Consider the following 23,044-nt stretch of genomic DNA (forward strand, 5'->3'; position numbering starts at 1 on the left):
GGGGTTCGCGGTACGGACGGGTCAGCGCTGGGCGGTCACCCAGGCGGCGATCTGGCTGCGGTTGCTGAAGCCGAGCTTGCTGAGGATGCGTTCCACATGGCCTTCGGCGGTGCGGCGGGCGATCACCAGGCGGTCGGCGATCTGCTGGTTGGCGAGCCCTTCGGCGACGAGCCGGGCGACCTCGGTCTCACGCCGGGTGAGACGGACCGGGGTGTCGTCGTGCGGGGCCCTGGACTCGCGGGGGCGCGGGCGGGCCGGTTCCTGGAGCGCCTGGCCGACGAGCTCGGCGAGACCGAGGCCGGCGCCGCGCCGGTGAGCCCGTTCGAACGCGTCCCGTCCCAGGGCCAGGCAGGCCCGCTCCTCGCTGTCCCGGCGGGCGGCGTTCAGGGTGCGCGCGCCCCAGCGGGCGGCGTCGATGTCGGCCCAGACGCGGTCGGCGCCGCCCAGCAGCACGGCCGCGTGCCGGTGGGCGCCGCGTTCGGTGGCGATCGACGCGAGCAGGTCGAGTGTCAGGGCGATGCCGATGACGTCGTGGACGGCGAGCTTGAGGCGCAGGGCCTCGCGGGCGTGCCGCTCGGCCCGGGCCCAGTCGCGGCGCACGCTGTGCGCGAGGGCGAGGATGCGCAGCACGTACGACCGTACCCACAGCTCGCCGTGCCGCTCGCACAGTCCGAGAGCCCGCTCGCACACCTCGACGGCCCGGTCGGCCTCGCCCAGGAAACCCAGCGCGCAGGCGAGTTCGACCTGGTCGAGTCCTACGACGCTGAGGTGTTGGCCGGGCACGGGGCCGCGGGCGACGGTGGTCTCGAAGTGCCGCAGCGCGCCGGGCAGGTCGTCGCCGAACAGCCTGAGGACGCCGATGACGTACTCGGCGTGGGCGGCCTCGGCGGCGTGGCCCAGGAGCCGGGCGAGGGCGAGGGCGTCCCTGGCGTGCCGGCGGCCGCGGGGGAAGTCCTGGGTGGCGGCGGCGAGCAGTCCGGCGACCCAGAGGCCGCGGGCCCGTTCCGGGGTCGGCTCGGGGTTGGCGGCCAGGGCCCGGTCGAGCCAGTACAGGCCTTCGCGCGGTGCGCCGCAGGCGTGCCAGTAGAACCAGAGGGTGCCGGCGAGCCGCAGCCCGGCGCGCGCCTCGCCCGGGGTGGAGAGGCTGAAGTCGAGGGCGGCGCGCAGGTTGTCCCGGTCGGCGCGCAGCCGGGCGACGGTCTCCGGCTGCCCGGGCCCGAACCAGCCGCGCTCGCACGCCTCGACCGACCGCAGCGTCCAGTCCCGCTGCCGCCGCCGGGCGGCGCCCTCCTCCCCGACGGTCCGCCGCAACTGCTCCAGCCCGTACTGCCGCAGCGTGTCGAGCATCCGGTACCGCACCCCGCCGGGTCCCGGCTCCCGGCACAGCACGGACTTGTCCACGAGCCCGGCGACGGCGTCGAGCACGTCGTCGGCACGGAGGCCTCCGGGCCGCGGGGTCCAGTTGCCTGCGGCGCCCGCGGTCGGCGGGGGCAGCGTCAGGCCCCCGCCGGTGCTCGGGACGATCAGGGACTCGGGGCGCATCACGGGCAACGGCACGGGCCCGCCTGCCGGAGCGGGGGCAGGCGGGAACGCGCTCCCCACCGTCACAGTCCCCGAGAGCGCCTGCACGGGCCGGGTGAGTTCACAGGAGCCGTCCGCGAACCGGGGCCCGCCCGGCAGGAGCGCTTCCGCCGGTGCCGGGCCAGTCCCCCACCCGGCGTCCGGCTCCCCGGTGTCGTCCGCGCACACCGCCTCCGCCGTCTCCAGGTCGAAGCTGCCCGCCAGGACCGACAGCCGGGCCCACACCAGTTGCTCGGGGCCGGTGCACAGGTCGTGGCTCCAGGCGACCGCCGCGCGCAGGGTCTGGTGGCGGGGCAGGGCGGCGGGGCTGCCGGTGGTGAGGAATCGGTAGCGGTCGTCGAGGCGGTCCAGGAGCTGGTCGACGTCGAGGACGCGCATGCGGACGGCGGCGAGTTCGATGGCGAGGGGGAGGCCCTCCAGGCGGTGGCACAGGCGGGCCACGGAGGCGCGGTTGTCCGGGGTGAGGCGGAAGCCGGGGACGACCGCGGCGGCCCGGTCGGCGAAGAGCGTGAGGGCCGGATAGCCCTCGGCGGCGGAGAGGTCGCCGTCCGGGTCGGGCACCGGCAGGGGCCGCACCTCCAGCAGGTGCTCCTCGGTGAGGCCGAGCCGGTGCCGGCTGGTGGCGAGGACGCGGACGCCCTCGGTGCCGTGCAGCAGGGCCGCGGCGAGCTGCGCACACGCCCCCGCCAGATGTTCGCAGTTGTCGACGACGAGCAGCAGCCGCCGGTCCCGCACCTGCTCGACGAGGGCGTCCAGGGGCGGCTGGGCGGAGTGGTCGTGCAGCCCCAGCGCATCGGCGGCGGCGAGTGGCACGAGCGCCGGGTCGTGCAGCCCGGAGAGGTGCACGAAGCGCACGCCGTCGGGGAAGGCCCGCTGCACCCGGGCCGCGATGCGCGCGGCGAGCCGGGTCTTGCCGACGCCGCCCGGCCCGGTCAGGGTCACCAGCCGTGCGCGGGCCAACAGCTCGCGGCCCTGGGTCAGTTCGCCACGCCGGTCGACGAAGCTGGTCGTCTCGACCGGCAGCTGGTGGTCCCGTCGTGGCGCTGATCCGCCCATGATCAGCCAGTCCTCTGGGGGTGTGGTCCGAGGATCCGGACACTCCTTGCGCGGACCCTCACTCTCCCCCGCTGCGTACATATATGCACGCTCGGGTCACACCCGTGGGTGTACTTCGACCAGGACAGCTCGACCGCCGCGCCGCCCGCGTACTATGCGCGACCGCTTTCCATCTTGACCTGCTCATGCCATTGGCAGAACGATGTGCGCCACCCGCACCACGTACGTCGCACGGAACAACCCCACCTCCCACAAGGAGATTTCATGCGACTCCGCATACGAGGCTCCGGTGCCCGCACCGGCAGACGCACCGCCGCCCTCGCGGCCCTCCTCGCACTCGCCCTCGCGGCGCCCCTGACCGCGACGACCTCGGACGCCACCGCCGACAGCGCCCGCAAGGCGGCCCCGTCGGCCGACGACGTCCGGCAGTACGAGATCCACCTGCACGCGACGGCCGAGGACCGCACGGCACTTCAGCGCACCGGCGTGACCGTGGACGAGGCCCACGGCCACGGTGTCGTCGTCTCCGGACGCGCGGACCAGATCAAGAAGCTGCGCGCGCTGGGCTACGAGGTCACCCCGCTCGGCGCCGCGCCCGACCGGTCCGCCGGCGACGACGACGTCCGGATCCACGACTTCCCGTCCGCCGACTCGCGTTACCACAACTACGCGGAGATGACGAGCGCGATCGACTCGATCGTCTCGGCCAACCCGTCCATCGTGAGCCGGCGCGTGATCGGCAAGTCGTACCAGGGCCGGGACATCGTCGCCGTCAAGATCAGCGACAACGTGGGCAGCGACGAGTCCGAGCCGGAGGTGCTGTTCACCCATCACCAGCACGCCCGCGAGCACCTCACCGTCGAGATGGCGCTCTACCTGCTGCGCGAGCTGACCTCCGACTACGGCTCCGACTCGCGCGTCACCAGCATGGTGAACAACCGTGAGATCTGGATCGTCCCGGACATCAACCCGGACGGCGGCGAGTACGACATCGCGACGGGGTCGTACCGCTCGTGGCGCAAGAACCGCCAGCCCAACAGCGGCAGTTCGTACGTCGGTACCGACCTCAACCGCAACTGGAACTACCGCTGGGGCTGCTGCGGCGGCTCCTCGGGCTCGACGTCCTCCGATACGTACCGGGGCCGGGCGGCGGAGTCGGCACCCGAGGTGAAGGTCGTCGCCGACTTCGTGCGCAGCCGGGTCGTCGGCGGGGTGCAGCAGATCAAGGCCGGCATCGACTTCCACACGTACAGCGAGCTGGTGCTGTGGCCGTTCGGCTACACGTACTCCGACACGACCACCGGCATGACCGCGGACGACAACGCGGCGTTCAAGGCGGTCGGGCAGAAGATGGCCGCGAGCAACGGGTACACGGCCGAGCAGTCCAGCGACCTGTACATCACGGACGGGTCGATCGACGACTACCTCTGGGGCACGCACAAGATCTTCGGGTACACCTTCGAGATGTATCCGAGGTCCGGCGGTGGCGGGTTCTACCCGCCCGACGAGGTGATCGAGCGGGAGACCTCCCGTAACCGCGACGCGGTGCTGCAACTCCTGGAGAACGCGGACTGCATGTACCGGGCCATCGGGAAAGAAGCCCAGTACTGCCGGTAGTGGACCGGCCGGCTACTCGGCGTCTTCCTCGAAGTAGGCGTCCAGTACCGCGTCCAACTGCGTGTCCCACTCGGTGAAGTGGCTCCTGGCCGGTGCTTCGATCTCGATCGGGTACCAGCGCCGGTCAGGGGTGTGGACGGTGACGGTGTAGCGCTTGCCGAAGCGGGCGGTCTCCGTCTCCACCGCCCCGATCTCGTCCCAGCGGAACTCGCATCCCTGGTCGTCCAGGGACAGGCGTACGCCTCTGTGGTCCGCGACTATTCTCGCGCGGCGGTCGGACGCCTCGAAGACGGGACCGTCGACGTCGGCCTCCTCCTCCGGCTCGGAGGGCGAGGCCGCCTCGGCCGTCTCCTCCGGCTCGGGGGCGGACTCCTCGGCGTCCTGCGCCGCGGCGACCTCCGGCTCCTTCTCCGGCCCGTCGTCCTCCGTCCTCGCCGACGCGGGTGACGTGAGCCCGGGGATGAAGGCCGGGTCGAATCCGGCGCCCTCCAGGGGCTGGCTGCTCGAACCTATGCGCTGCTCCACAGCGGAGCAGTATGGTCGACAAACCTGTGCCGCACACAGCCAGCCCCGACTTCGTTATAAGACGCCTACACGAAACAGGACGTCTACACGAACAGGCTCAGTACCGCCGCCACCGCGAACCCCGCCACCGACAGGACACTCTCCAGCACGGTCCACGACTTGAGCGTGTCCCGTTCGCTGATGCCGAAGTACTTGGCGACCATCCAGAAGCCGCCGTCGTTGACGTGCGAGGCGAAGATGGAGCCGGCGGAGATGGCCATGATGACCAGGGCGACGAAGGCCTGGGAGTGGTCGCCCTCGGACAGCAGGGGCGCCACGATGCCCGCCGTCGTCACGATGGCCACCGTCGCGGAGCCCTGGGCGACGCGCAGGACCACGGAGATCAGGTAGGAGAGGACGAGCACCGGCAGGCCCACGTCGTTGAACGTGTCCGAGAGGGCCTGGGCGACGCCGCTGGCCTTGAGGACGGCGCCGAAGATGCCGCCCGCGCCGACCACGAGCAGGATGTTGCCGACCGGCTTCAGGGACGCCGTGGACACCGTCTCCAGCGACTTGCGGGACCAGCCGCGCCGGATGCCCAGCAGGTAGTACGCGAGGAACAGGGCGAGGGTGAGCGCCACGAACGGGTTGCCGAAGAACTCGATCACCGAGCGGAGGGTGGAGGGGTCCAGGGCGATCGAGGAGAAGGTCGCGGCGAGGATGAGGACCAGCGGGGTGCCGATGATGCCCAGGACCGTGCCGAGGGAGACCGGCTGCTCGCGCGGCTCCGTGCCGACCGCCCGCTGCTCGTCGACGACGGCCTGCTTGGCCTCCTCCGCCGCCTCGACCATGTCCTGCGGCACGGCGACGAAGATGCGGCGGCCGATCCACGCCGAGTACGCCCAGGCGGCGGCCACGGCGGGCAGACCGCAGACGATGCCCATGAGGATGACCCAGCCGAGGTCGACGTGGAGGAGACCGGCGGCGGCCACCGGGCCCGGGTGCGGCGGCAGGAACGCGTGGGTGACCGACAGGCCCGCGAGCAGGGGCAGGCAGTAGAGCAGGATCGACTTGCCCGAGCGCTTGGCGGCGGCGTAGACGATGGGCGCCAGGACGAAGATGCCGACGTCGAAGAAGACCGGGATGCCGAAGATCAGACCGGTGAGGCCCATGGCGAGCGGGGCGCGCTTCTCGCCGAACAGGCCGAGCAGGCGACCGGCCAGTACCTCGGCGCCGCCGCTGACTTCGAGGATCGCGCCGAGCATGGTGCCCAGGCCGATGATGATCGCGACATGGCCGAGGATGCCGCCCATGCCGGACTCGATGGTGGAGACGGCGTCCGACTTCTGGACCGTGCCGAAGAGTTCGGTGACCGACAGGCCGGCCGCGAGGCCGACGGCTATGGAGACCGCGAGCAGGGCGACGAACGGCTGGAGTCTCATCCTGATGATGAGGAACAGCAGCAGCCCGATGCCGAGCGCGGCGGTGAGCAGGAGTCCGGCCGTACCGTCGACCAGGAGGAGCAGGCCTCCGGTGTGGGGTGGGGTCTCGGCTGGGGCGGACGCGGCGAGCGGATGGGACATTCGGGGGTCCTCTACGTAAATGCATGCAGCTTCTGGGTAGGGGGGAGCGCGACGCGGCGCATCGAGGGCGCCGCGCCTCACGGACGTGCGGGGGTGGGGGTGGGTCAGCCGAGGACGGCCAGCGCGTCGATCTCGACGAGGAGACCCGCGGGCAGGCCGACGTAGACCGTCGTGCGCGCGGCGGGCGGCCGGGTCAGGCCCTGCTCCTCGAAGTACGCGTTGTAGATCTCGTTGAACTCGGCGAAGTGGGCCACGTCGGTGAGGTAGACGCGGATCATCATCGCGTCGTCCCAGCCGGCGCCGCCCTCTTCGAGGACGGCCTTGACGTTGGCCAGGGTCTGGAGGGTCTGCTCGCGCAGGGTCGGCCCGGCGGGCGTGGGCGGCTTGCCCTCCTCGGCGGGCAGGAAGCCGACCTGTCCGGCGACCTGGAGGATGTTGCCCTTCCTCACACCGTGCGAGAACTTCGCCGGCGGGGTGGTGTGGGTCTTGGGGGTGAGTGCGGTCTTGTCCGTCATTCGGTGCCCTTCACTGGTGTTCTGCCGGAGTACTCGCCGCTGATGGCGTCCGCCGTACGGCGCACCAGCGGCAGGAGGGTGAGGAGTTCGTCGGCGGTGACGACGACGTTCGGCGCGGAGACCGACATCGCGGCGACGACCCGGCCGTCGGCGCCGCGGATGGGCGCCGCGACGCAGTTGATGGACTCCTCGTGGCCGCCGAGGTCGGTGGCCCAGCCCTGTTCGCGCACCTTCTCCAGCTCGCGCAGGAACGCGCCGGCGTTCGGTGTCGAACGGGACGTGTAGGTCGGGTAGTCGAGCTTCTCCGCCACGGCCCGCCGCTCGTGCTCGGGCAGGTCGGCCAGCAGCAGCTTCGCGACCGCGGCGACGGTGATGGCGACGGGCTTGCCGATGCGGGAGTACATCCGCACCGGGTAGCGGCTCTCGACCTTGTCGATGTAGAGGACCTCGTTCTCCTCGTACACGGCGAGGTGCACGGTGTGCCCGCAGCTCTCGTTGAGGCGGACCAGGTGGGGATGGGCGATCTCGCGGACGTCGAGGTTCTCCATCGCCTCCTGGGCGAGGGCGAAGAGGCGGGCGCCGAGGCGGTAGCGCTGGTCGGACTGGCGGTAGACGAGGCCGTGCTCGTGGAGGGTGCGCAGCAGGCGCAGGGCCGTGGACTTGTGCACGCCGAGGCGGTCGGCGACCTGCCCCAGGTCGGCGGGGCCCTCGGCGAGCAGCGGCAGGATGCTGAGCGCGCGGTCGACGGTCTGGCTCATGGCGTACGTACCTCCTCGGGGGCCCGCTGTGTGTCATCGGTCCAGCCCGGGCCGAGTCGCAGTCTCCCCCATGCGGCGTCGTCCAGGGCGGCGAGGCGGTCGGCGTGCTCCCGCGCGGGCGGCGCGGCGAGGTCGCCGGGGGCGGTGAGCGCGGCGGCGGCCAGCAGATGCCCGTGCCGCAGCCGGTCGCGGACGGGCAGTCCGCGCAGGGTGGCGGAGAGGAACCCGGCGGCGAAGGCGTCCCCGGCACCGACGGCGGCGACGACGTCGACCCGCGGGGCGGGCACGAAGGTGACGTCCCGCCGGTCGAAGACGGTGGCTCCCGCGGCGCCCTGCTTCACGACCAGCACCTCGGGTTCGGGGAGGGCGGCGCGGACGGCCTCGGCGCCGCGCAGCCCCCAGGCCTCGTCCTGCCCGACGAACACGAGGTCCGCGCCGCGCGCGAGATCCCGCAGCACCTCCGGAGCGTCCGTGTCGCGCCACAGGCCGGGCCGGTGGTTGACGTCGAAGGAGACCAGGGGGCGGCCGGGCCGGCGGGCGGTCAGCTCGCGCATCAGGTCCAGGCAGGTCGCGGACAGTGCGGCCGTGATCCCGGACAGGTGCAGTACGCGGCCGGCGCGGACCGCGTCCAGGTCCACGTTGCCGGCCGACATGGCCGAGGCCGCTGACCCGGTCCGGTAGTACGCCACCTCGTGCGCGTCGGTGGCCCGGTCGCCGGCGGTGCGGAAGTAGATGCCGGTGGGGCGGGCGGGGTCGCGCCGGACGTGTGCCACGTCGACCCCGTACCCGCCGATCGCCCCGACCAGGTGGTCGCCGAACGGGTCGTCCCCCACCCGGCTGACCCACCGCACGGAGTGCCCGGCGGCGGCCAGCACGCACGCCGTGTTGGACTCCGCGCCACCGATGCCCCGGTCGAAGGAGGGGACGTCGGCGAGCCGTCCCGGCCGGGACGGCAGGAACGTGACCATGGACTCGCCGAGCGCGACGACGTCCACGACGTCGGGGGCGTTGCAGGGTCCGGTGGGGGTCACGATGCTCGTAGCTCCTCGTCGGGTCGGTGGGTGGCGGTTTCATTGACCGGCGGTGGCCGAGATGTTAGACAGCGTTCAGCGACATACGCAATGAAGGTTGCAGCTACTGCAACAGTGCTGATCAGGAGGCTCCATGACAGCCGACAGCCCCGCCGAGTCCCTCGCCCGGCTCGCCGCCGAGCGCGTCGACCACCGCTTCAAGGGCCTCCCGCCGGACGCCGACGGGCTGACCGTGGGCGAGCTGGCCGCCCAGCGCCGGAACCTGTTCACGGGCGGCTTCGCCACGCCCGTGCTCGCGCTGTCCGCCGAGCGCCTGGAGCACAACCTGAGGCTCATGGAGACCTACGCGGACCGGCACGGCCTGGCCTTCGCGCCGCACGGCAAGACCTCCATGGCGCCGCAGCTGTTCCAGCGGCAGATCGAGCACGGGGCGTGGGGCATCACGCTGGCGGTGCCGCACCAGGTGCGGGTGGCGCGCGCGTTCGGGACCCGACGCGTCTTCCTGGCGAACGAGCTGGTCGACCCGGCGGCCCTGCGCTGGGTCTCCGCCGAGCTCGACGCCGACCCGGAGTTCCGCTTCGTCGCTTACGTCGACTCGGTGCGCGGGGTGGAACTGATGGACGCCGCGCTGGGTGATGCCCGGCGCCCGCTGGACGTCGTCGTGGAACTGGCCGCCGGGGAGGGCGCCCGGACCGGTGTGCGGACGGAGGCGGAGTGCGCGGCGGTCGCGGACGCGGTGGCGGGCACCCGGTCCCTGCGGCTGGTCGGCGTCGCGGGCTACGAGGGCGAGGTGCCGAAGGCCGACCCGGAGCGGGTGACGGCGTGGCTGCGGCGGCTCGTCGCGCTGGCCGCCGGCTTCGACGAGGCGGGGCGTTTCACGGACGTGGACGAGATCGTCGTCAGCGCGGGCGGCAGCGCCTGGTTCGACGCGGTCGCCGACGTCTTCGCGGAGATCCCCGAACTCTCCCGGCCGGTCCTGAAGTTGCTGCGCTCGGGCGCCTACGTCTCGCACGACGACGGCCACTACCGCAAGCTGACCCCGTTCAACCGGGTGCCCGAGGAGGGCGCCCTGGAGCCGGCGTTCCGGCTGTGGACGCAGGTGGTGTCACGGCCCTCGGCCGAGCAGGCCTTCGTCAACGCGGGCAAGCGGGACGCGGCCTACGACCTCGACCTGCCCTTCGCCCAGGTGATCCGCCGGGACGGCGCCGAGCGCCCGGCCACCGGCGTGTCGGTGACGGCCCTGTCCGACCAGCACGCCTGGCTGAGCACCACGCCGGAGGCGGATCTGGAGGTGGGCGACTGGGTCGGTCTGGGGCTGTCCCATCCGTGCACGTCGTTCGACAAGTGGCCGCTGATCCCGGTCGCGGAGGCGGACGGCACGGTCGTCGACTACGTCCGTACGTTCTTCTAGGAGGCCGGCGCGATGGAAGAACTCGTCATCCGGGACGCGGACGTCGTGGACGGCTCCGGCGAACCGTCCTACCGGGCCGATGTCGTGGTCGACGGCGGCCGGATCGTGTCCATCGTCAAGGAGGCCGCCGCGGCCGGCTGCCAGCGGCCGAAGGCGCGCCGGGAACTGGACGCCGAGGGACTCGTCCTCTCCCCCGGCTTCGTCGACATGCACGCCCACAGCGACCTGGCCCTGCTGCGCGACCCCGACCACAGCGCCAAGGCCGCGCAGGGCGTCACGCTGGAGGTCATCGGCCAGGACGGACTGTCGTACGCGCCGGTCGACGACCGCACGCTCGGCGAGGTGCGCCGGGCGATCGCCGGGTGGAACGGCTCCGGCGACGACATCGACTTCGACTGGCGGACGGTGGGCGAGTACCTCGACCGCCTCGACCGCGGCATCGCCGTCAACGCGGCCTACCTCGTCCCCCAGGGCACGGTCCGTGCGCTCGCCGTCGGCTGGGAGGACCGGGAGGCCACCCCGCGGGAGCTGGACCGGATGCGGCAGTTGGTCGCCGAGGGCATGGAGCAGGGCGCCGTCGGCATGTCGTCGGGGCTGACGTACACGCCCGGCATGTACGCCAAGGACGCCGAACTGACGGAGCTGTGCCGGGTGGTGGCGTCGTACGGCGGCTACTACTGCCCGCACCACCGCTCCTACGGCGCGGGCGCCCTGGAGGCGTACCGGGAGATGGTCACGCTGGCCCGGGAGGCGGGCTGCTCCCTGCATCTCGCCCACGCCACCATGAACTTCGGCGTGAACAAGGGCCGGGCGCCCGAGCTGCTGGCCCTGCTGGACGAGGCGCTGGCGGCCGGGGCGGACATCAGCCTCGACACCTACCCCTACACCCCGGGCTGTACGACGCTGGCGGCCATGCTGCCGAGCTGGGCGAGCGAGGGCGGGCCCGAGCGGGTCATCGAGCGGCTGGCGGACGAGGAGACGGCCGAGCGGATCCGCCACGACCTGGAGGTCACCGGCTCGGACGGCTGCCACGGCGTGCCCATCGAGTGGGACACGATCGAGATCTCGGGCGTGGGCGACCCGGCCCTGGCCGATTACGTCGGCCGGACGGTGCAGGAGTCGGCCGACCGGCGGGGCGAGGCCCCCTGGGTGACCGCGCGCGGGCTGCTGCTGGCCGACCGGCTGGCGCCGACGATCCTGCAGCACGTCGGCCACGAGGAGAACGTCCGGGCGATCATGCGCCACCGCGTGCACACCGGCGGCTCGGACGGCATCCTCCAGGGCGCCAAACCGCACCCTCGCGCGTACGGCACGTTCCCGCACTACCTCGGGCACTACGTGCGGGAGTTGGGGGTGCTGTCGCTGGAGGAGTGCGTCGCGCACCTCACCTCGCGCCCGGCGGCCCGGCTCCGGCTGCCGGACCGGGGCCTGGTGCGCGAGGGGTACGTCGCCGACCTGGTGCTCTTCGACCCGGTGACGGTCGCGGCGGGGTCGAGCTTCGCCGAGCCGCGCGTGCTCCCGACGGGCATCCCGTACGTGCTGGTCGACGGGCGGTTCGTGATCGAGGACGGGCGCCGCACGGACGCCCTGGCGGGCCGGGCGGTCCGCAGGACTCCCGCGTGACCGCCCGACCCGGGGACCTCCCTTACGGCTTGGGCAGGGTGCAGCCGCTCGCGCTCAGGTCGAGCTTGTTGTCGATGCCGAAGCAGGACGGGATCTGGTAGGTCTGCTGGGCGTAGTTGATGCCCTTGCGGACGGTCACGTTGCCGCTCTTGTCGACCTCACAGGGGTTGTTCACCGTGCAGCGCTCGCCGTCCTCGTTGCCGGTGTTGTTGATGGCGACGACCTTGCCGGTGGCCTGGTCGACGACGGGCGAGCCGGACGTGCCGCCGATGGTGTTGCAGGCGGAGGTGTAACGGACCGAGTCCTTCCAGGTCCAGTCGCCCTCCTTCAGGCGGTACGCGAACCCGTCGATGTCGCAGCTGTAGATCCGCTTCCAGTAGCCGGAGGGGATGCTGATGGCGGTGCCGGCGACGGGGTGCGAGTCGTTCAGCGTCAGCGGGCTGATGCCGTAGGAGCTCTTGATCTGCGCGTAGCTGGTGGTGAGCTGGTAGAACGCGACGTCCGTGTCGGTCATCGTGGCGTACGCGAGCTTGGCGGCGCGCAGGGTCGCCACGCGCGAGCCGGAGGCGTTGAGCAGGCTGAAGGTGCGGCTGGAGGCCTTGTCGACCTGGACCTCGCCGGGGCCGGGGAAGCCGGACTCCAGGCAGTGGCCGTTGGTCATCACCAGCGCCGGGTCGCCGGCCTCGGAGTCCGGCATGCGGACGACGGAGCCGGAGCAGTTGCTGAGCGCGACCGTGCCGGCGAAGTTCACGCCCTTGGGCGCCGGGTTGGTGAGCCCGGACACGGTCTCCGCTGCGGACGTGACCACGTCCGAGACGGCGGACGTGACCGCGCCCGTGTCCGCGACCTTGCCGACGCCCGTGGGGGCGGCCTCGGCTGCGGTCGCGGGAGCCGCGCCGGCCCCGGCTATCGCCAGGGCGCAGAACGCGGCTGCGAGAGGTTTTCTCATGGGGGGTCCCCTCTTGCGACGGAGGCGGCCGGAAATCTTCCGGCCGCCCGCACTGTTGTCATGCGCATTGTGATCGTCGCAAGGCGGGTGGGGCAAGGAGTTGTTCCGCGCGGGGGACCTGCGCGTCCGGCCCGACCCTACTCAACGGCCTTGCAGGCCGGATTACTTGGGGTCCTGGGTACCGCCGGCACCTTTTCCGGGCTGCGGCGCAGGTCGGACAGCCGGTCGAGGAGCTGCTCGCGGACGGCGACGAGGCCATTGATGCGCTGCTGGAGAAGGGCGAGGCGGTGCTCGAAAACGTCGATCTTGGGAGTCGGGTCGGCGCAGGCATGGTCCCCGACCAGCTCGTCACGCAGGCAGTCGTCGAGGAGACGCAGGTCGTCCGTGGTCAGGCCGGCGGCCAGGAACAGCCGGATGTTCTCGACGACGCGTACGGCGCTGTCCGGGTAGCTGCGGTAGCCGTTGGCGGAACGGTCGGGTCGCAGCAGGCCCTGTTCCTCGTAGTAGCGAAGCGCCCGGGTCGTGACACCGGTGACACGGGCGAGTTCCCCGATGCGCATCCTGCCTCCCTCCTTGATCCACGCGGTCAGGGGGAGCGTAGACCTTGCCGTCGACGTGAAGGTCAATCCGGAGCGGTGAGCGGCGCCGACGCCTCGTCAGGGGAAGGAGATCGAACGGGTTCATGCCGAAGCTCCACTCGTCGCGTCGGAGCGCCGCGGGGCGTCCTGCCCGGTGTCGCCGATCGCTTCCCCTCGTCGGCTGCCGCGGTGTTCGGCACAGACGACGACCAGTGCCAGGACTGCGATCAGCCCGCCGACGAGAGGAAGCCGGCGCAGGTCCCCGCCGCCGGCGATGGCTTCTCCGCCCGCCCAGCCGCCCGCGGCGATGCCGAGGTTGAACGCGGAGCTCTGCACGGTCAGGGCCAGAGTCCGTGCCCGGCGCGAAGCCACGTTCAGCATGCGGGTGTTCACCGCCGGGATGACGGCGTAGTAGGCGGCGCCGAAGAGGAAGAGGAACAGTACGGCGAGCGGCTTGATGGTGACCGTCGCTCCCAGGAGCAGCAGGGAGCCTGCGAGCGCCGCCACGGCCAGGCACGCCGCCCGGGTCGCGGACCGGTCGGTGAGCTTGCCGCCGAGGAGGTTGCCGACCGTGCCGCCGATCCCGAAGAGCAGCAGCAGGATCGTCACGCCGGAAGGAGTGAAGCCCACGGCGCTGGTGAGCAGGGGCGTGATGTAGGTGTATGCGGTGAATGCGGCGGCAGCGGTCAGCGTGGTGACCACGACGACTGCCTGGACGCGGCGTTCGGCGAGCACTCGGATCTCCGCCCTGCGGTTCGCCGCTGCGCCGGGCTCCTCGGCGGCAGGCGTCCCCTTGGCCAGGGTGAGTACCGGACCGGTGGCGGCGAGGGCGAGCAGGGCCACGGCGGCGAAGGGGGCCCGCCAGGAGAGCCACTGGCCCAGCGCCGTCCCGATCGGCAGGCCCACGAGCATGGCGAGGCTGAGCCCCAGGGACACCCGGGCCACCGCGGTGCCGCGCTTGTGGGCAGGCACCGCGTCAGCTGCGAGGCCGAAGAACAGCGGCATCAGGGCCGAGTGTGCGAGGGCAGCCGCGATCCTCCCCGTGGTCATGACGGCAAACGACGAGGTCAGCGCGGACAGGGCAGTGCCCAGCACGAACAGCGACAGCAGCACGCCCAGCAGTCGGCTGCGGCGCGCGGTCGTCGTGGTCAGAGCCAGTACCGGGCCTCCCACGACCACGGTCAGCGCGAACATGCTGACGAGCAGGCCGGCGGTGGACAACGAGACGTCGGCGGCCGCCGCGAGGTCCGGCAGTATTCCGGCGATCATGATCTCGCCGGTACCGAGCGTGAACGCGCACAAGGTCAGGATGGTCAGCGCCCACGCCGATCCGCTGCGTGCGGGACGGCCGGCGTCGTGTTCCGAAACGTTCATGGCGCCACCCTCGACGTTCACGTCGGCGTGAACGTCAAGCCGGCGGCTTCGGCGGACAGGAGCGCAGGACCGAAGCCGTGGTGACAGGGCTGTGGAGACCGACTACTTGGGTCCCTTCGTGCCGCCGGGGCCGTGTCCGGGCTTTCCGTCGGTTCGGCCGGGGGGCGTGGCGGTGACGGCGGGAGCGGAGGTCGTCGGGGTGCCGGCCGTGGGTGTGCCGGCCGAGGGACTCTGGGGGTCCGGCGCCGACTCGGACGGGGTGGGGCTCGCCGCCGTGGTCGGGCTCACGGACGCCGGCCCGGACGGCTCGTCACCGTTCGCCGGCCGGCCGACGAGGGGGGTCCCGGTGGTCGGTGTCCGGTCGGCACCGGTCGAGGGAACGGTCGGCGACTCCCCCGCGGTCGGACCCGTGCGGCCACCGCCACCCTCACGCGTCCCGCCGGAGGGCGCGTCCGGGAAACCGAGACCGGCTATCAGCGCGGCCGCCGAGACGGCACCCACGGCTCCGGCGGCCACCGCCCAAGGGCGGGCACGCCACGGCCCCAGTCCACGCCGGGAGTGGCGTCCCGCACCGGACCGGCCATGCCCCGGCACCGGCACCGGCACCGGCACCGGCACCGGCGGCAGCTCACGCGTGTCGCCCATGTCTCGCGTGTCGCCGGTGCCGCGCGCGGCGTCCTGGCCGTCCAGCGGGTCGTACACGTCCTGCCATCCGTGCGCCGCCGCCGGATCGGCGTACGCGTCGTAGGCCGGAGGCGGATCGGCCTGCGGCAGGTACACGTTCGGCGGCTCCTGGGGGGCACCGCTCGTCGCTCCGTCGGCGTACTCGGATGGCCTGGACATGGCGGCGCATTCTAGGCACCGATGGTGCTGGTGGGACAGCGCGTGGCGATATCCACCCAAAGCGACGCGTCTCACGTGGCGGAAAACACGACCCGTGGCGCATTACCGCGCCGTAAGCTCCCAGACATGCAGGTGATCCAGTCGACCAAGCTCGCCAACGTCTGTTACGAGATCCGGGGTCCGGTGCTCGAGGAGGCGATGCGGCTGGAAGCGGCCGGTCACCGCATCCTCAAGCTGAACACCGGCAACCCGGCGGCGTTCGGCTTCGAGTGCCCGCCCGAGATCCTGGAGGACATCCTCCGGAACGTGTCCTCGGCGCACGGGTACGGAGACGCCAAGGGGCTGCTGGCCGCCCGCCGCGCGGTCGTGATGCACAACCAGACACTCGGCATCGAGACGGACGTCGAGCACGTCTTCATCGGCAACGGCGTCTCCGAGCTGATCGTGATGGCCATGCAGGGCCTGCTGGACGACGGGGACGAGGTGCTCGTGCCCGCCCCGGACTATCCGCTGTGGACCGCCGCCGTCTCCCTGTCCGGCGGCACCGCCGTGCACTACCGGTGCGACGAGCAGTCCGACTGGATGCCCGACCTGGCCGACGTCGAGCGCAAGGTCACCGACCGCACCAAGGCGCTCGTGATCATCAACCCCAACAACCCGACCGGGGCCGTCTACGACGAGGCGATGATCAAGGGGCTCACCGACATCGCCCGCCGTCACAACCTGCTGATCTGCTCGGACGAGATCTACGACAAGATCCTCTACGACGGTGCCACGCACACCCCGACCGCCGCCGTCGCCCCCGACCTGCTGACCCTCACCTTCAACGGCATGTCGAAGGCGTACCGCGTGGCCGGCTACCGGGTCGGCTGGATGTCGATCTCCGGGCCCCGCGCGCACGCCGACTCCTACATCGAGGGCCTGACGATCCTGGCGAACATGCGGCTGTGCGCGAACATGCCGGGCCAGCACGGTGTCGTCGCGGCGCTCAGCGGACGCCAGACGATCAACGACCTGGTGCTGCCGGGCGGCCGGCTGCACGAGCAGCGGGACGTCGCCTACGAGCTGCTGACCCAGATCCCGGGCGTGAGCTGCGTGAAGCCGAAGGGGGCCCTGTATCTCTTCCCGCGCCTCGACCCCAAGGTCTTCAAGATCAAGGACGACCGGCGGATGGTCCTGGACCTGCTCCGGCGCGAAAAGATCATGGTCGTCCAGGGCACCGGGTTCAACTGGCCGGAGCAGGACCACTTCCGGGTGGTGACCCTGCCGACGGTCGGCGACCTGCGGGACGCGGTGGGTCGGATCGGGCACTTCCTGGACGGCTACAGCCAGGCCTGACCGGTCACCTCGCTCACGGTACGTGTGCAGCCCGTCCGGGTTTGTGAGCAACTCAACTTTAGACGAAATCTAAGCTAGGATGGCTTCCTGAAGCACTCAGGAGGCCCTCCCATGTACGAACCGATCCGCACCAAGTCGGTCCACAGCACGGTGGACGGCCCCGCCCCCGACTTTCCCCACCGTTCCCGCGAGGAAGAGCTGGACATCCAGCTCGCGGGCCATCTCGCCGCCCTGCTCGCCGTCACGGACGAGCTGCGAGCGAGGGAGAGCTCGGCCGACCTGGACACCGCGGCGGAGCGGCTCGCGGAACAGGTGGGCCGGCTGCGGGGAGGGCGTACGCCGGTCCGCGCGCCGATGAGCGGCACCCGGCGCGAGCGCAGCGCGACAGCCCTGCACCGGCGGGCGCACGCTCTGGCGGGCCGCGCGCTGGTCGTCGCCGCCTCCCGCGCCGACACGGCGGCCGCCATCCTGTCCGCCGAGCGGATGGACGCGCACGCCGCTGCTCTGGAGCCGCGCGAACTCGCGTCCCGCTGAGCCCCCGCGGGGGCTCCCCCCGACGGCCCCGGTCCGCGCGCTCCCGCAGCGACGCGCGGACCGGGTGCCACAGCACTGCCTTGGCTTGAGCCGGTTATCGCCGTTGTGGTTTTGGGCTGGGGGTTTGCGCGGGTTGAGTGTGGCTGGTCGCGCCCACGCGGCGGAGCCGCACATCGATACAGCCCCGCGCCCCTAAAGGGCGTGCCCCCGCCCGGCGTCGCAGTGGCTAGCGCCTTACATACACCTCGGCCGAGGCCGTTGCGCCCTCGTGCAGGTCGTCGCCCGGCCAGGTGACCGTGTAGGTCACCTCGCGGCGGGTGCGCGGCACGTCGTTGATCGTGAACGTGCCGTCCGCGGCGACGGTCACCGACGACAGCGTGCCCGTGCCGAGCCGGTCCTCGCGTACGACCTTGAGCACGGCCCGCTCGGGCAGCGCCTTGCCCCGGGCGGTGAACGTGCCGGTGATCTCGATGCCGCCGGACATGCTCGCCTCCTCGGGTGCGGCGAGCGCGATCGAGGTGGGCGCCTTGCCGACCGTCACGGTGTGGGTGACGTCGGTGGCCGGACGGTGGGTCAGATCACCGAGGTACGACACCGTGTACGTGGCCTCGCCGACCAGGCCGGGCTCGTCGAGGACGGTGAAGGTGCCGTCGGCCTTGACGGTGGCGGTGCCGAGGTCGTGGGTGCCGTCGGCGTCCGTGCGGGTCGCCTTGACCTTCAGCGGCTCGGCGGGCGCGGGCCCGTCCTGCTCCAGCCTGCCGCGCACGGCCAGCGGCTCGCCCGCCACGGCCTGAGCGGGGCTGTGGGTGAGACCGCCGGTGAAGCGGGTGTCGTACTGGACGGCGGGCGGCTTGATGACGTGCAGCCAGTACTGGCCGCCGGTCGCGTTGGTGGTGACCGCGAACAGCCGGGAGCCGTCCGCCGACCACTCCATGCCGCGCGGCACCACCCGGTCGCCGTCGAGGCTGCCCTCGAAGACGAACTCCAGCGGGGTGGTGGAGTCGCCCGGGTCGGCCGGCTGCACCAGCAGGTCGGGGACGGCACCGGTGGCGGCGGATCCGCGGGCGATGTACTTGCCGTCGCCGCTGAAGGCGACCGCGCTGGCGGTGGCACCTTCGGGCAGGGCCTGGTAGCCGGTCGCCGCGTCCGACAGGTCGCCGGTGTTCAGCAGCCGGGTGCCGGCGGTGGCGTCGGCGACGGCGACCTTGCTGCCGTCGGCGGACAGCGCCAGATCCTTGAGGTTCAGGGCGCCGTTGCCCGCGCCGTCGGCGAAGCGGCGCGCGGCGTTACGGACCAGGGCGCCGTTGCCGGTGTCGTACACGGCGAGGAAGGGGTCGGCCGCCTTCGCGTTGAGCGGCTGGCCCATGAGCATGCGGTCCCCGGCGCCGGACTCCAGCAGCAGATCGCCGTAGTCGTTCCAGCCCGTGTACGTGTACGCGCCGTTCACGACCCCCGCGAGGTGGGTCTCGGACGTGGCGCACTGGGAGACCGAGGACGCGTACGGCGCCGTGAAGTAGAGCTGGCCGCTGGACTGGGCGACCTCGCGGCCGCAGTAGTCGGTGCCGACGGAGGCGACGGTGGTGCGCTGGTAGGTGACGGTGTCGTAGGCCTCGATGCGGTCGCGCAGACCCGCGTACAGCTTGCTGCCGTCGGCGCTGACCGCGAGGCCCGAGACGTGGGCCTGGTTGGTGGTGAGGGTCGTCAGGCGCTCGCCCTCGAAGTTGTAGACGGCGATGGTGCCGGAGTTGAGGTAGTAGCCGACGTTGCTGTCCGCCACGAAGACACGCTGGTGGACGTTGTCGACGGCCAGTGCCGAGTACGACGAGATCGGCAGCTTGGCCACGGCGTCGGAGGCCGCCGCGTGCGCCGCGGGCGCGGCGGCGACGGTGAGCCCGGTCCCGGCGAGGATCGCGGCGGACAACGTGGCCGCGAGCCGTCTGGAACGGTGTGCAGTATTCAACTGTGCCCCCCACAGGCTGGCTTGGGTCTCACCGGGACCGGCGAGACACCTGTAGAGAGCATGAAACAGGCGTGAAGATCCTGTGAGCAAGGGGGCGCGACGTAAGCAGTGAAAGGCAGGGGCCCGCACGCCGTTGTGCGAACCCCTGCCTCCTGTGGTGCTGTCACCGCGGCCGGCCGTGACGATGTTGCTGGTCAGGGCACGATCGGAGCCGGCCGCGGCGTCGGTGGAGGGCTGTCTCAGCCCAGGCGCTGCACCAGCGCGCGGTACTCGTCCCACAGTTCCTTGGGCGTGTGCTCGCCGAAGGTGTTGAGGTGCTCGGGGACCAGGGCGGCCTCCTCGCGCCAGACCTCCTTGTCGACCCTGAGCAGGAACTCCAGGTCGGAGTCGGCCAGCTCCAGGCCGTTGGTGTCGAGGGCATCCTTGGTCGGCAGGACGCCGATCGGCGTCTCGACGCCCTCGGCCGTGCCCTCCAGGCGCTCCACGATCCACTTCAGGACGCGGGAGTTCTCACCGAAGCCGGGCCAGACGAACTTGCCGTCGTCGTCCTTGCGGAACCAGTTGACGTAGTAGATCTTCGGCAGCTTGGACTGGTCCTTGTCCTTGGCCACGTCGATCCAGTGGGCCATGTAGTCGCCCATGTTGTAGCCGCAGAACGGCAGCATCGCGAAGGGGTCGCGGCGCAGTTCGCCGACCTTGCCCTCGGCGGCGGCGGTCTTCTCGGAGGCCACGTTGGCGCCGAGGAAGACGCCGTGGTTCCAGTCGAAGGACTCCGTCACCAGCGGTACGGCGGTGGCCCGGCGCCCGCCGAAGAGGATCGCCGAGATCGGCACGCCCTTGGGGTCCTCCCACTCGGGCGCGATGATCGGGCACTGGGCGGCTGGGACGGTGAAGCGGGCGTTGGGGTGGGCGGCCGGGGTCTCGGACTCGGGCGTCCAGTCATTGCCCTTCCAGTCGGTGAGGTGGGCCGGGGCCTCCTCGGTCATGCCCTCCCACCAGACGTCACCGTCGTCCGTCAGCGCGACGTTGGTGAAGACCGCGTTGCCCCACAGCGTCTTCATCGCGTTGGCGTTGGTGTGCTCGCCGGTGCCGGGCGCGACACCGAAGAAGCCCGCCTCGGGGTTGATGGCGTAGAGCCGGCCGTCCTCGCCGAAGCGCATCCAGGCGATGTCGTCGCCGATGGTCTCGACCGTCCAGCCGGGGATGGTCGGCTCCAGCATGGCGAGGTTGGTCTTGCCGCAGGCGCTCGGGAAGGCGGCGGCGACGTACTTGGCCTCGCCGCGCGGCGGGGTCAGCTTCAGCACGAGCATGTGCTCGGCCAGCCAGCCCTCGTCACGCGCCATCACGGAGGCGATGCGCAGGGCGTAGCACTTCTTGCCGAGCAGGGCGTTGCCGCCGTAGCCGGAGCCGTAGGACCAGATCTCGCGGTCCTCGGGGAAGTGCGAGATGTACTTGGTCGTGTTGCAGGGCCAGGGGACGTCCTCCTGGCCGGGCTCCAGCGGGGCGCCCAGGGTGTGCACGGCCTTGACGAAGAAGCCGTCGGAGCCGAGCTCGTCGAGCACCGCCTGGCCCATGCGCGTCATCGTGCGCATGGAGACGGCGACGTAGGCCGAGTCGGTGATCTCGACGCCGAGCGCGGACAGCGGGGAGCCGAGCGGGCCCATGCAGAACGGCACGACGTACATGGTCCGGCCGCGCATCGAGCCGCGGAACAGGCCGCCCTGGCCCTCGGAGCCCTGGAAGATCTCCCGCATCTCGGCGGGGGCCTTCCAGTGGTTGGTCGGGCCCGCGTCCGCCTCCTTCTCGGAGCAGATGAACGTCCGGTCCTCCACGCGGGCGACGTCGGTGGGGTCGGAGGCCGCGTAGTAGGAGTGGGGGCGCTTGATCGGGTCGAGTTTGCGGAAGGTGCCCTTCTGGACGAGCTCCTCGCACAGTCGCTCGTACTCGGCTTCGGATCCGTCACACCAGACCACGTTGTCCGGCTGGGTCAGCTCGGCGATCTCGTTCACCCACGAGATCAGGCCCTTATGGGTGGTGGGGACGGTGGGAGCCGCGATGTCGCGCGCCACGATTGCTCCTAAATGAGGGATTTTTTTGATGTGGAGGCCCCGTGGGGGCTGCGACCCGGATGCTTCACGGTGAAACTTGGCGCTCATCCGGTGCCGACCGCACTCATTTGATCATCCGACGCGTGCGCCCATCTGTCCAGAGGAGCGCACAGGTGAGCAACGTGAGGATCGCCACGGTTTCTCGCGCCCCTTTACATGCACGTTGGGTTCACCTGACCGTTCGTTTGCGTAACCATCGTTCGGCCAGGATGAGAGGATGGCCACTCTTCATCGGCCAATCGACCCGACTGATGGGTCACTTACGGTTCCGTAGCTACCATTCGGCCATGACTGCGTTCGCCCCCGACGCGCCTACGGACACGCCGGCCGACGGCCGTGGTCCGACGGCGCTCTCCCTGCCGCACCCGGTCAAGCCCAAACTGCGCGGCTGGCTGCACCTCGGCATGTTCCCGGCGGTTCTCGTCGCGGGACTGGTGCTGACCGCCCTCGCCGACTCGACCAGAGGGCGCATAGCCTGCGGGATCTTCGCACTGACGGCATGCCTGCTGTTCGGTGTGAGCGCGCTGTACCACCGGGGCGACTGGAGTCCGCGCATGGACGGCGTGCTGCGCCGCCTGGATCACGCCAACATCTTCCTGATCATCGCGGGCACCTACACTCCGCTGGCCATGCTGCTCCTGCCTGGCGCCAAGGGCGAGTGGCTGTTGTGGGGCATCTGGGCCGCGGCGGCGGCCGGCATCCTCTTCCGCGTCTTCTGGGTCGGCGCCCCGCGCTGGCTGTACACGCCGTGCTACATCGCGATGGGCTGGGCGGCCGTCTTCTACCTGCCGGACTTCATGCGGACCGGCGGCATCGCCGTCCTGGTCCTCGTCATCGTCGGCGGCGTGCTCTACAGCGCGGGCGGCGTGATCTACGGGATCAAGCGACCCAACCCGTCACCGCGCTGGTTCGGCTTCCACGAGGTGTTCCACTCCTTCACCCTGGCGGCCTTCATCGCGCACTACGTGGGGATCTCGCTGGTGGCCTACCAGCACGGGTAGTGACAGTGGGTAGTGATTGACAGTTACTGTCGATTCATGGCTGACGTCACGCCCGCCGACCGGCCCCCACTGGGACTCCGGGAGCGGAAGAAGATCAAGACCCGCCAGGCGATCCGCGCCGCGACCTACGCGCTGATCGAGGAGCAGGGTTACGACGCCACGACGGTCGAGCAGATCGCCGACCGGGCCGAGGTGTCGCCTTCGACCGTCTTCCGGTACTTCCCGACCAAGGAGGACATCGTCATCACCGACGAGTGGGACCCGGTGATACTGGCGGAGCTGCGGGCCCGGCCGGAGGACGAGTCGTGGGCCGACGTCCTGCGGCACGTGATGCGCACGGCCCTCGACCTGAGCCTCGCCGAGGAACCCGAGGTGACCCGGCTGCGGAGCCGGCTCGGGGTCGAGGTCCCCGCCGTCCGCGCCCGCATGACGGAGAGCATGGCGGCGACCGGCCGGCTGCTCCGCGAGGCCCTCGCCGAGCGCTCCGGGCTGGACCCCGACAGCCTGGAGCTCCGCGTCTTCGCCATGTCCGTGATGGGCGGGCTGCTGGAGGTCTCCCACTACTGGGCCGAGACCGGCCACCGGGACGACGTCCGGGAACTCGTCGACCGTGCCCTGGACGTCCTGGAACACGGCCTGACGACCGGAAAAGCCTGAGGCCGGCGCCCGCCGCCGTGGCA

The 23,044-nt window shown here is 71.5% G+C and carries 19 protein-coding genes; 7 read left to right on the plus strand and 12 right to left on the minus strand.

What is annotated here, in order from left to right; translation table 11 throughout:
* Positions 1-21: 21 nt before the first annotated feature.
* Complete coding sequence (locus MQE23_RS16460; protein ID WP_020272062.1) at positions 22-2,637, minus strand: LuxR C-terminal-related transcriptional regulator; 2,616 nt, start codon at positions 2,635-2,637, stop codon at positions 22-24.
* A gap of 264 nt (positions 2,638-2,901) precedes the next feature.
* Here MQE23_RS16460 and MQE23_RS16465 point away from each other — a divergent pair, with 264 nt between their 5' ends.
* A complete protein-coding gene (locus MQE23_RS16465) occupies positions 2,902-4,254 on the plus strand; it encodes a M14 family metallopeptidase (RefSeq protein WP_020272061.1) in 1,353 nt (450 codons plus the stop codon).
* Positions 4,255-4,266: 12 nt separating this feature from the next.
* On the opposite strand, the gene MQE23_RS16470 is transcribed toward MQE23_RS16465, so the two are convergent.
* The 5 genes from MQE23_RS16470 to MQE23_RS16490 form a co-directional block, all read right to left on the minus strand.
* Positions 4,267-4,779, minus strand: a complete 513-nt coding sequence (locus MQE23_RS16470) for a hypothetical protein (RefSeq protein WP_020272060.1) — start codon at positions 4,777-4,779, stop codon at positions 4,267-4,269.
* Positions 4,780-4,862: 83 nt separating this feature from the next.
* Positions 4,863-6,341 (minus strand): gluconate:H+ symporter, encoded by a 1,479-nt coding sequence (locus MQE23_RS16475; RefSeq protein ID WP_243379483.1) that lies wholly within the window; start codon positions 6,339-6,341, stop codon positions 4,863-4,865.
* Positions 6,342-6,445: 104 nt separating this feature from the next.
* On the minus strand, positions 6,446-6,856 hold the full coding sequence (locus MQE23_RS16480) for a RidA family protein (protein WP_020272058.1): 411 nt from the start codon (positions 6,854-6,856) through the stop codon (positions 6,446-6,448).
* Entirely contained in the window at positions 6,853-7,614 is a 762-nt protein-coding gene (locus tag MQE23_RS16485) for an IclR family transcriptional regulator (protein ID WP_020272057.1), read from the minus strand. Before MQE23_RS16485 ends, MQE23_RS16480 begins: the two co-directional genes overlap by 4 nt.
* Positions 7,611-8,645: a sugar kinase gene (locus MQE23_RS16490; protein ID WP_243379484.1), complete on the minus strand. Its 1,035-nt coding sequence runs from the start codon at positions 8,643-8,645 to the stop codon at positions 7,611-7,613. Before MQE23_RS16490 ends, MQE23_RS16485 begins: the two co-directional genes overlap by 4 nt.
* A gap of 133 nt (positions 8,646-8,778) precedes the next feature.
* Between MQE23_RS16490 and MQE23_RS16495 the strand changes: the two genes are divergently transcribed.
* Both MQE23_RS16495 and MQE23_RS16500 read left to right on the plus strand, forming a co-directional pair.
* On the plus strand, positions 8,779-10,056 hold the full coding sequence (locus tag MQE23_RS16495; protein WP_020272405.1) for an amino acid deaminase: 1,278 nt from the start codon (positions 8,779-8,781) through the stop codon (positions 10,054-10,056).
* A gap of 12 nt (positions 10,057-10,068) precedes the next feature.
* The gene (locus MQE23_RS16500; RefSeq protein ID WP_243379485.1) at positions 10,069-11,679 is read left to right on the plus strand and encodes a D-aminoacylase; all 1,611 of its coding nucleotides are present in this window, start codon (positions 10,069-10,071) and stop codon (positions 11,677-11,679) included.
* Between the two features lie 22 nt (positions 11,680-11,701).
* Here MQE23_RS16500 and MQE23_RS16505 read toward each other — a convergent pair whose 3' ends face one another.
* The 4 genes from MQE23_RS16505 to MQE23_RS16520 all read right to left on the minus strand — a co-directional run bounded on the left by MQE23_RS16505 (position 11,702) and on the right by MQE23_RS16520 (position 15,423).
* Entirely contained in the window at positions 11,702-12,628 is a 927-nt protein-coding gene (locus MQE23_RS16505; RefSeq protein WP_020272407.1) for a serine protease, read from the minus strand.
* Positions 12,629-12,765: 137 nt separating this feature from the next.
* Entirely contained in the window at positions 12,766-13,188 is a 423-nt protein-coding gene (locus tag MQE23_RS16510) for a MerR family transcriptional regulator (protein WP_020272408.1), read from the minus strand.
* Between the two features lie 120 nt (positions 13,189-13,308).
* A complete protein-coding gene (locus MQE23_RS16515) occupies positions 13,309-14,580 on the minus strand; it encodes an MFS transporter (protein WP_037668983.1) in 1,272 nt (423 codons plus the stop codon).
* A gap of 102 nt (positions 14,581-14,682) precedes the next feature.
* Positions 14,683-15,423 carry a hypothetical protein gene (locus tag MQE23_RS16520; RefSeq protein WP_243379486.1) on the minus strand — a complete coding sequence of 247 codons (741 nt, stop codon included), beginning with the start codon at positions 15,421-15,423 and terminating at the stop codon, positions 14,683-14,685.
* A gap of 126 nt (positions 15,424-15,549) precedes the next feature.
* On the opposite strand from MQE23_RS16520, the gene MQE23_RS16525 reads away from it, so the two are divergent.
* The gene (locus MQE23_RS16525; protein WP_020272411.1) at positions 15,550-16,761 is read left to right on the plus strand and encodes a pyridoxal phosphate-dependent aminotransferase; all 1,212 of its coding nucleotides are present in this window, start codon (positions 15,550-15,552) and stop codon (positions 16,759-16,761) included.
* Between the two features lie 111 nt (positions 16,762-16,872).
* A complete protein-coding gene (locus MQE23_RS16530; RefSeq protein ID WP_243379487.1) occupies positions 16,873-17,295 on the plus strand; it encodes a hypothetical protein in 423 nt (140 codons plus the stop codon).
* Positions 17,296-17,521: 226 nt separating this feature from the next.
* On the opposite strand, the gene MQE23_RS16535 is transcribed toward MQE23_RS16530, so the two are convergent.
* Both MQE23_RS16535 and MQE23_RS16540 read right to left on the minus strand, forming a co-directional pair.
* Positions 17,522-19,255 carry an Ig-like domain repeat protein gene (locus MQE23_RS16535; protein ID WP_243379488.1) on the minus strand — a complete coding sequence of 578 codons (1,734 nt, stop codon included), beginning with the start codon at positions 19,253-19,255 and terminating at the stop codon, positions 17,522-17,524.
* Positions 19,256-19,494: 239 nt separating this feature from the next.
* On the minus strand, positions 19,495-21,324 hold the full coding sequence (locus MQE23_RS16540; RefSeq protein WP_243379489.1) for a phosphoenolpyruvate carboxykinase (GTP): 1,830 nt from the start codon (positions 21,322-21,324) through the stop codon (positions 19,495-19,497).
* A 326-nt stretch (positions 21,325-21,650) separates the two neighbouring features.
* Between MQE23_RS16540 and MQE23_RS16545 the strand changes: the two genes are divergently transcribed.
* A complete protein-coding gene (locus MQE23_RS16545) occupies positions 21,651-22,364 on the plus strand; it encodes a hemolysin III family protein (RefSeq protein WP_020272415.1) in 714 nt (237 codons plus the stop codon).
* A 36-nt stretch (positions 22,365-22,400) separates the two neighbouring features.
* Positions 22,401-23,021: a TetR family transcriptional regulator gene (locus MQE23_RS16550; RefSeq protein ID WP_020272416.1), complete on the plus strand. Its 621-nt coding sequence runs from the start codon at positions 22,401-22,403 to the stop codon at positions 23,019-23,021.
* Positions 23,022-23,044 lie beyond the last annotated feature (23 nt).

Origin of the sequence: Streptomyces sp. HP-A2021 (assembly GCF_022807935.1) — a bacterium.
Lineage (GTDB): Bacteria > Actinomycetota > Actinomycetes > Streptomycetales > Streptomycetaceae > Streptomyces > Streptomyces afghaniensis.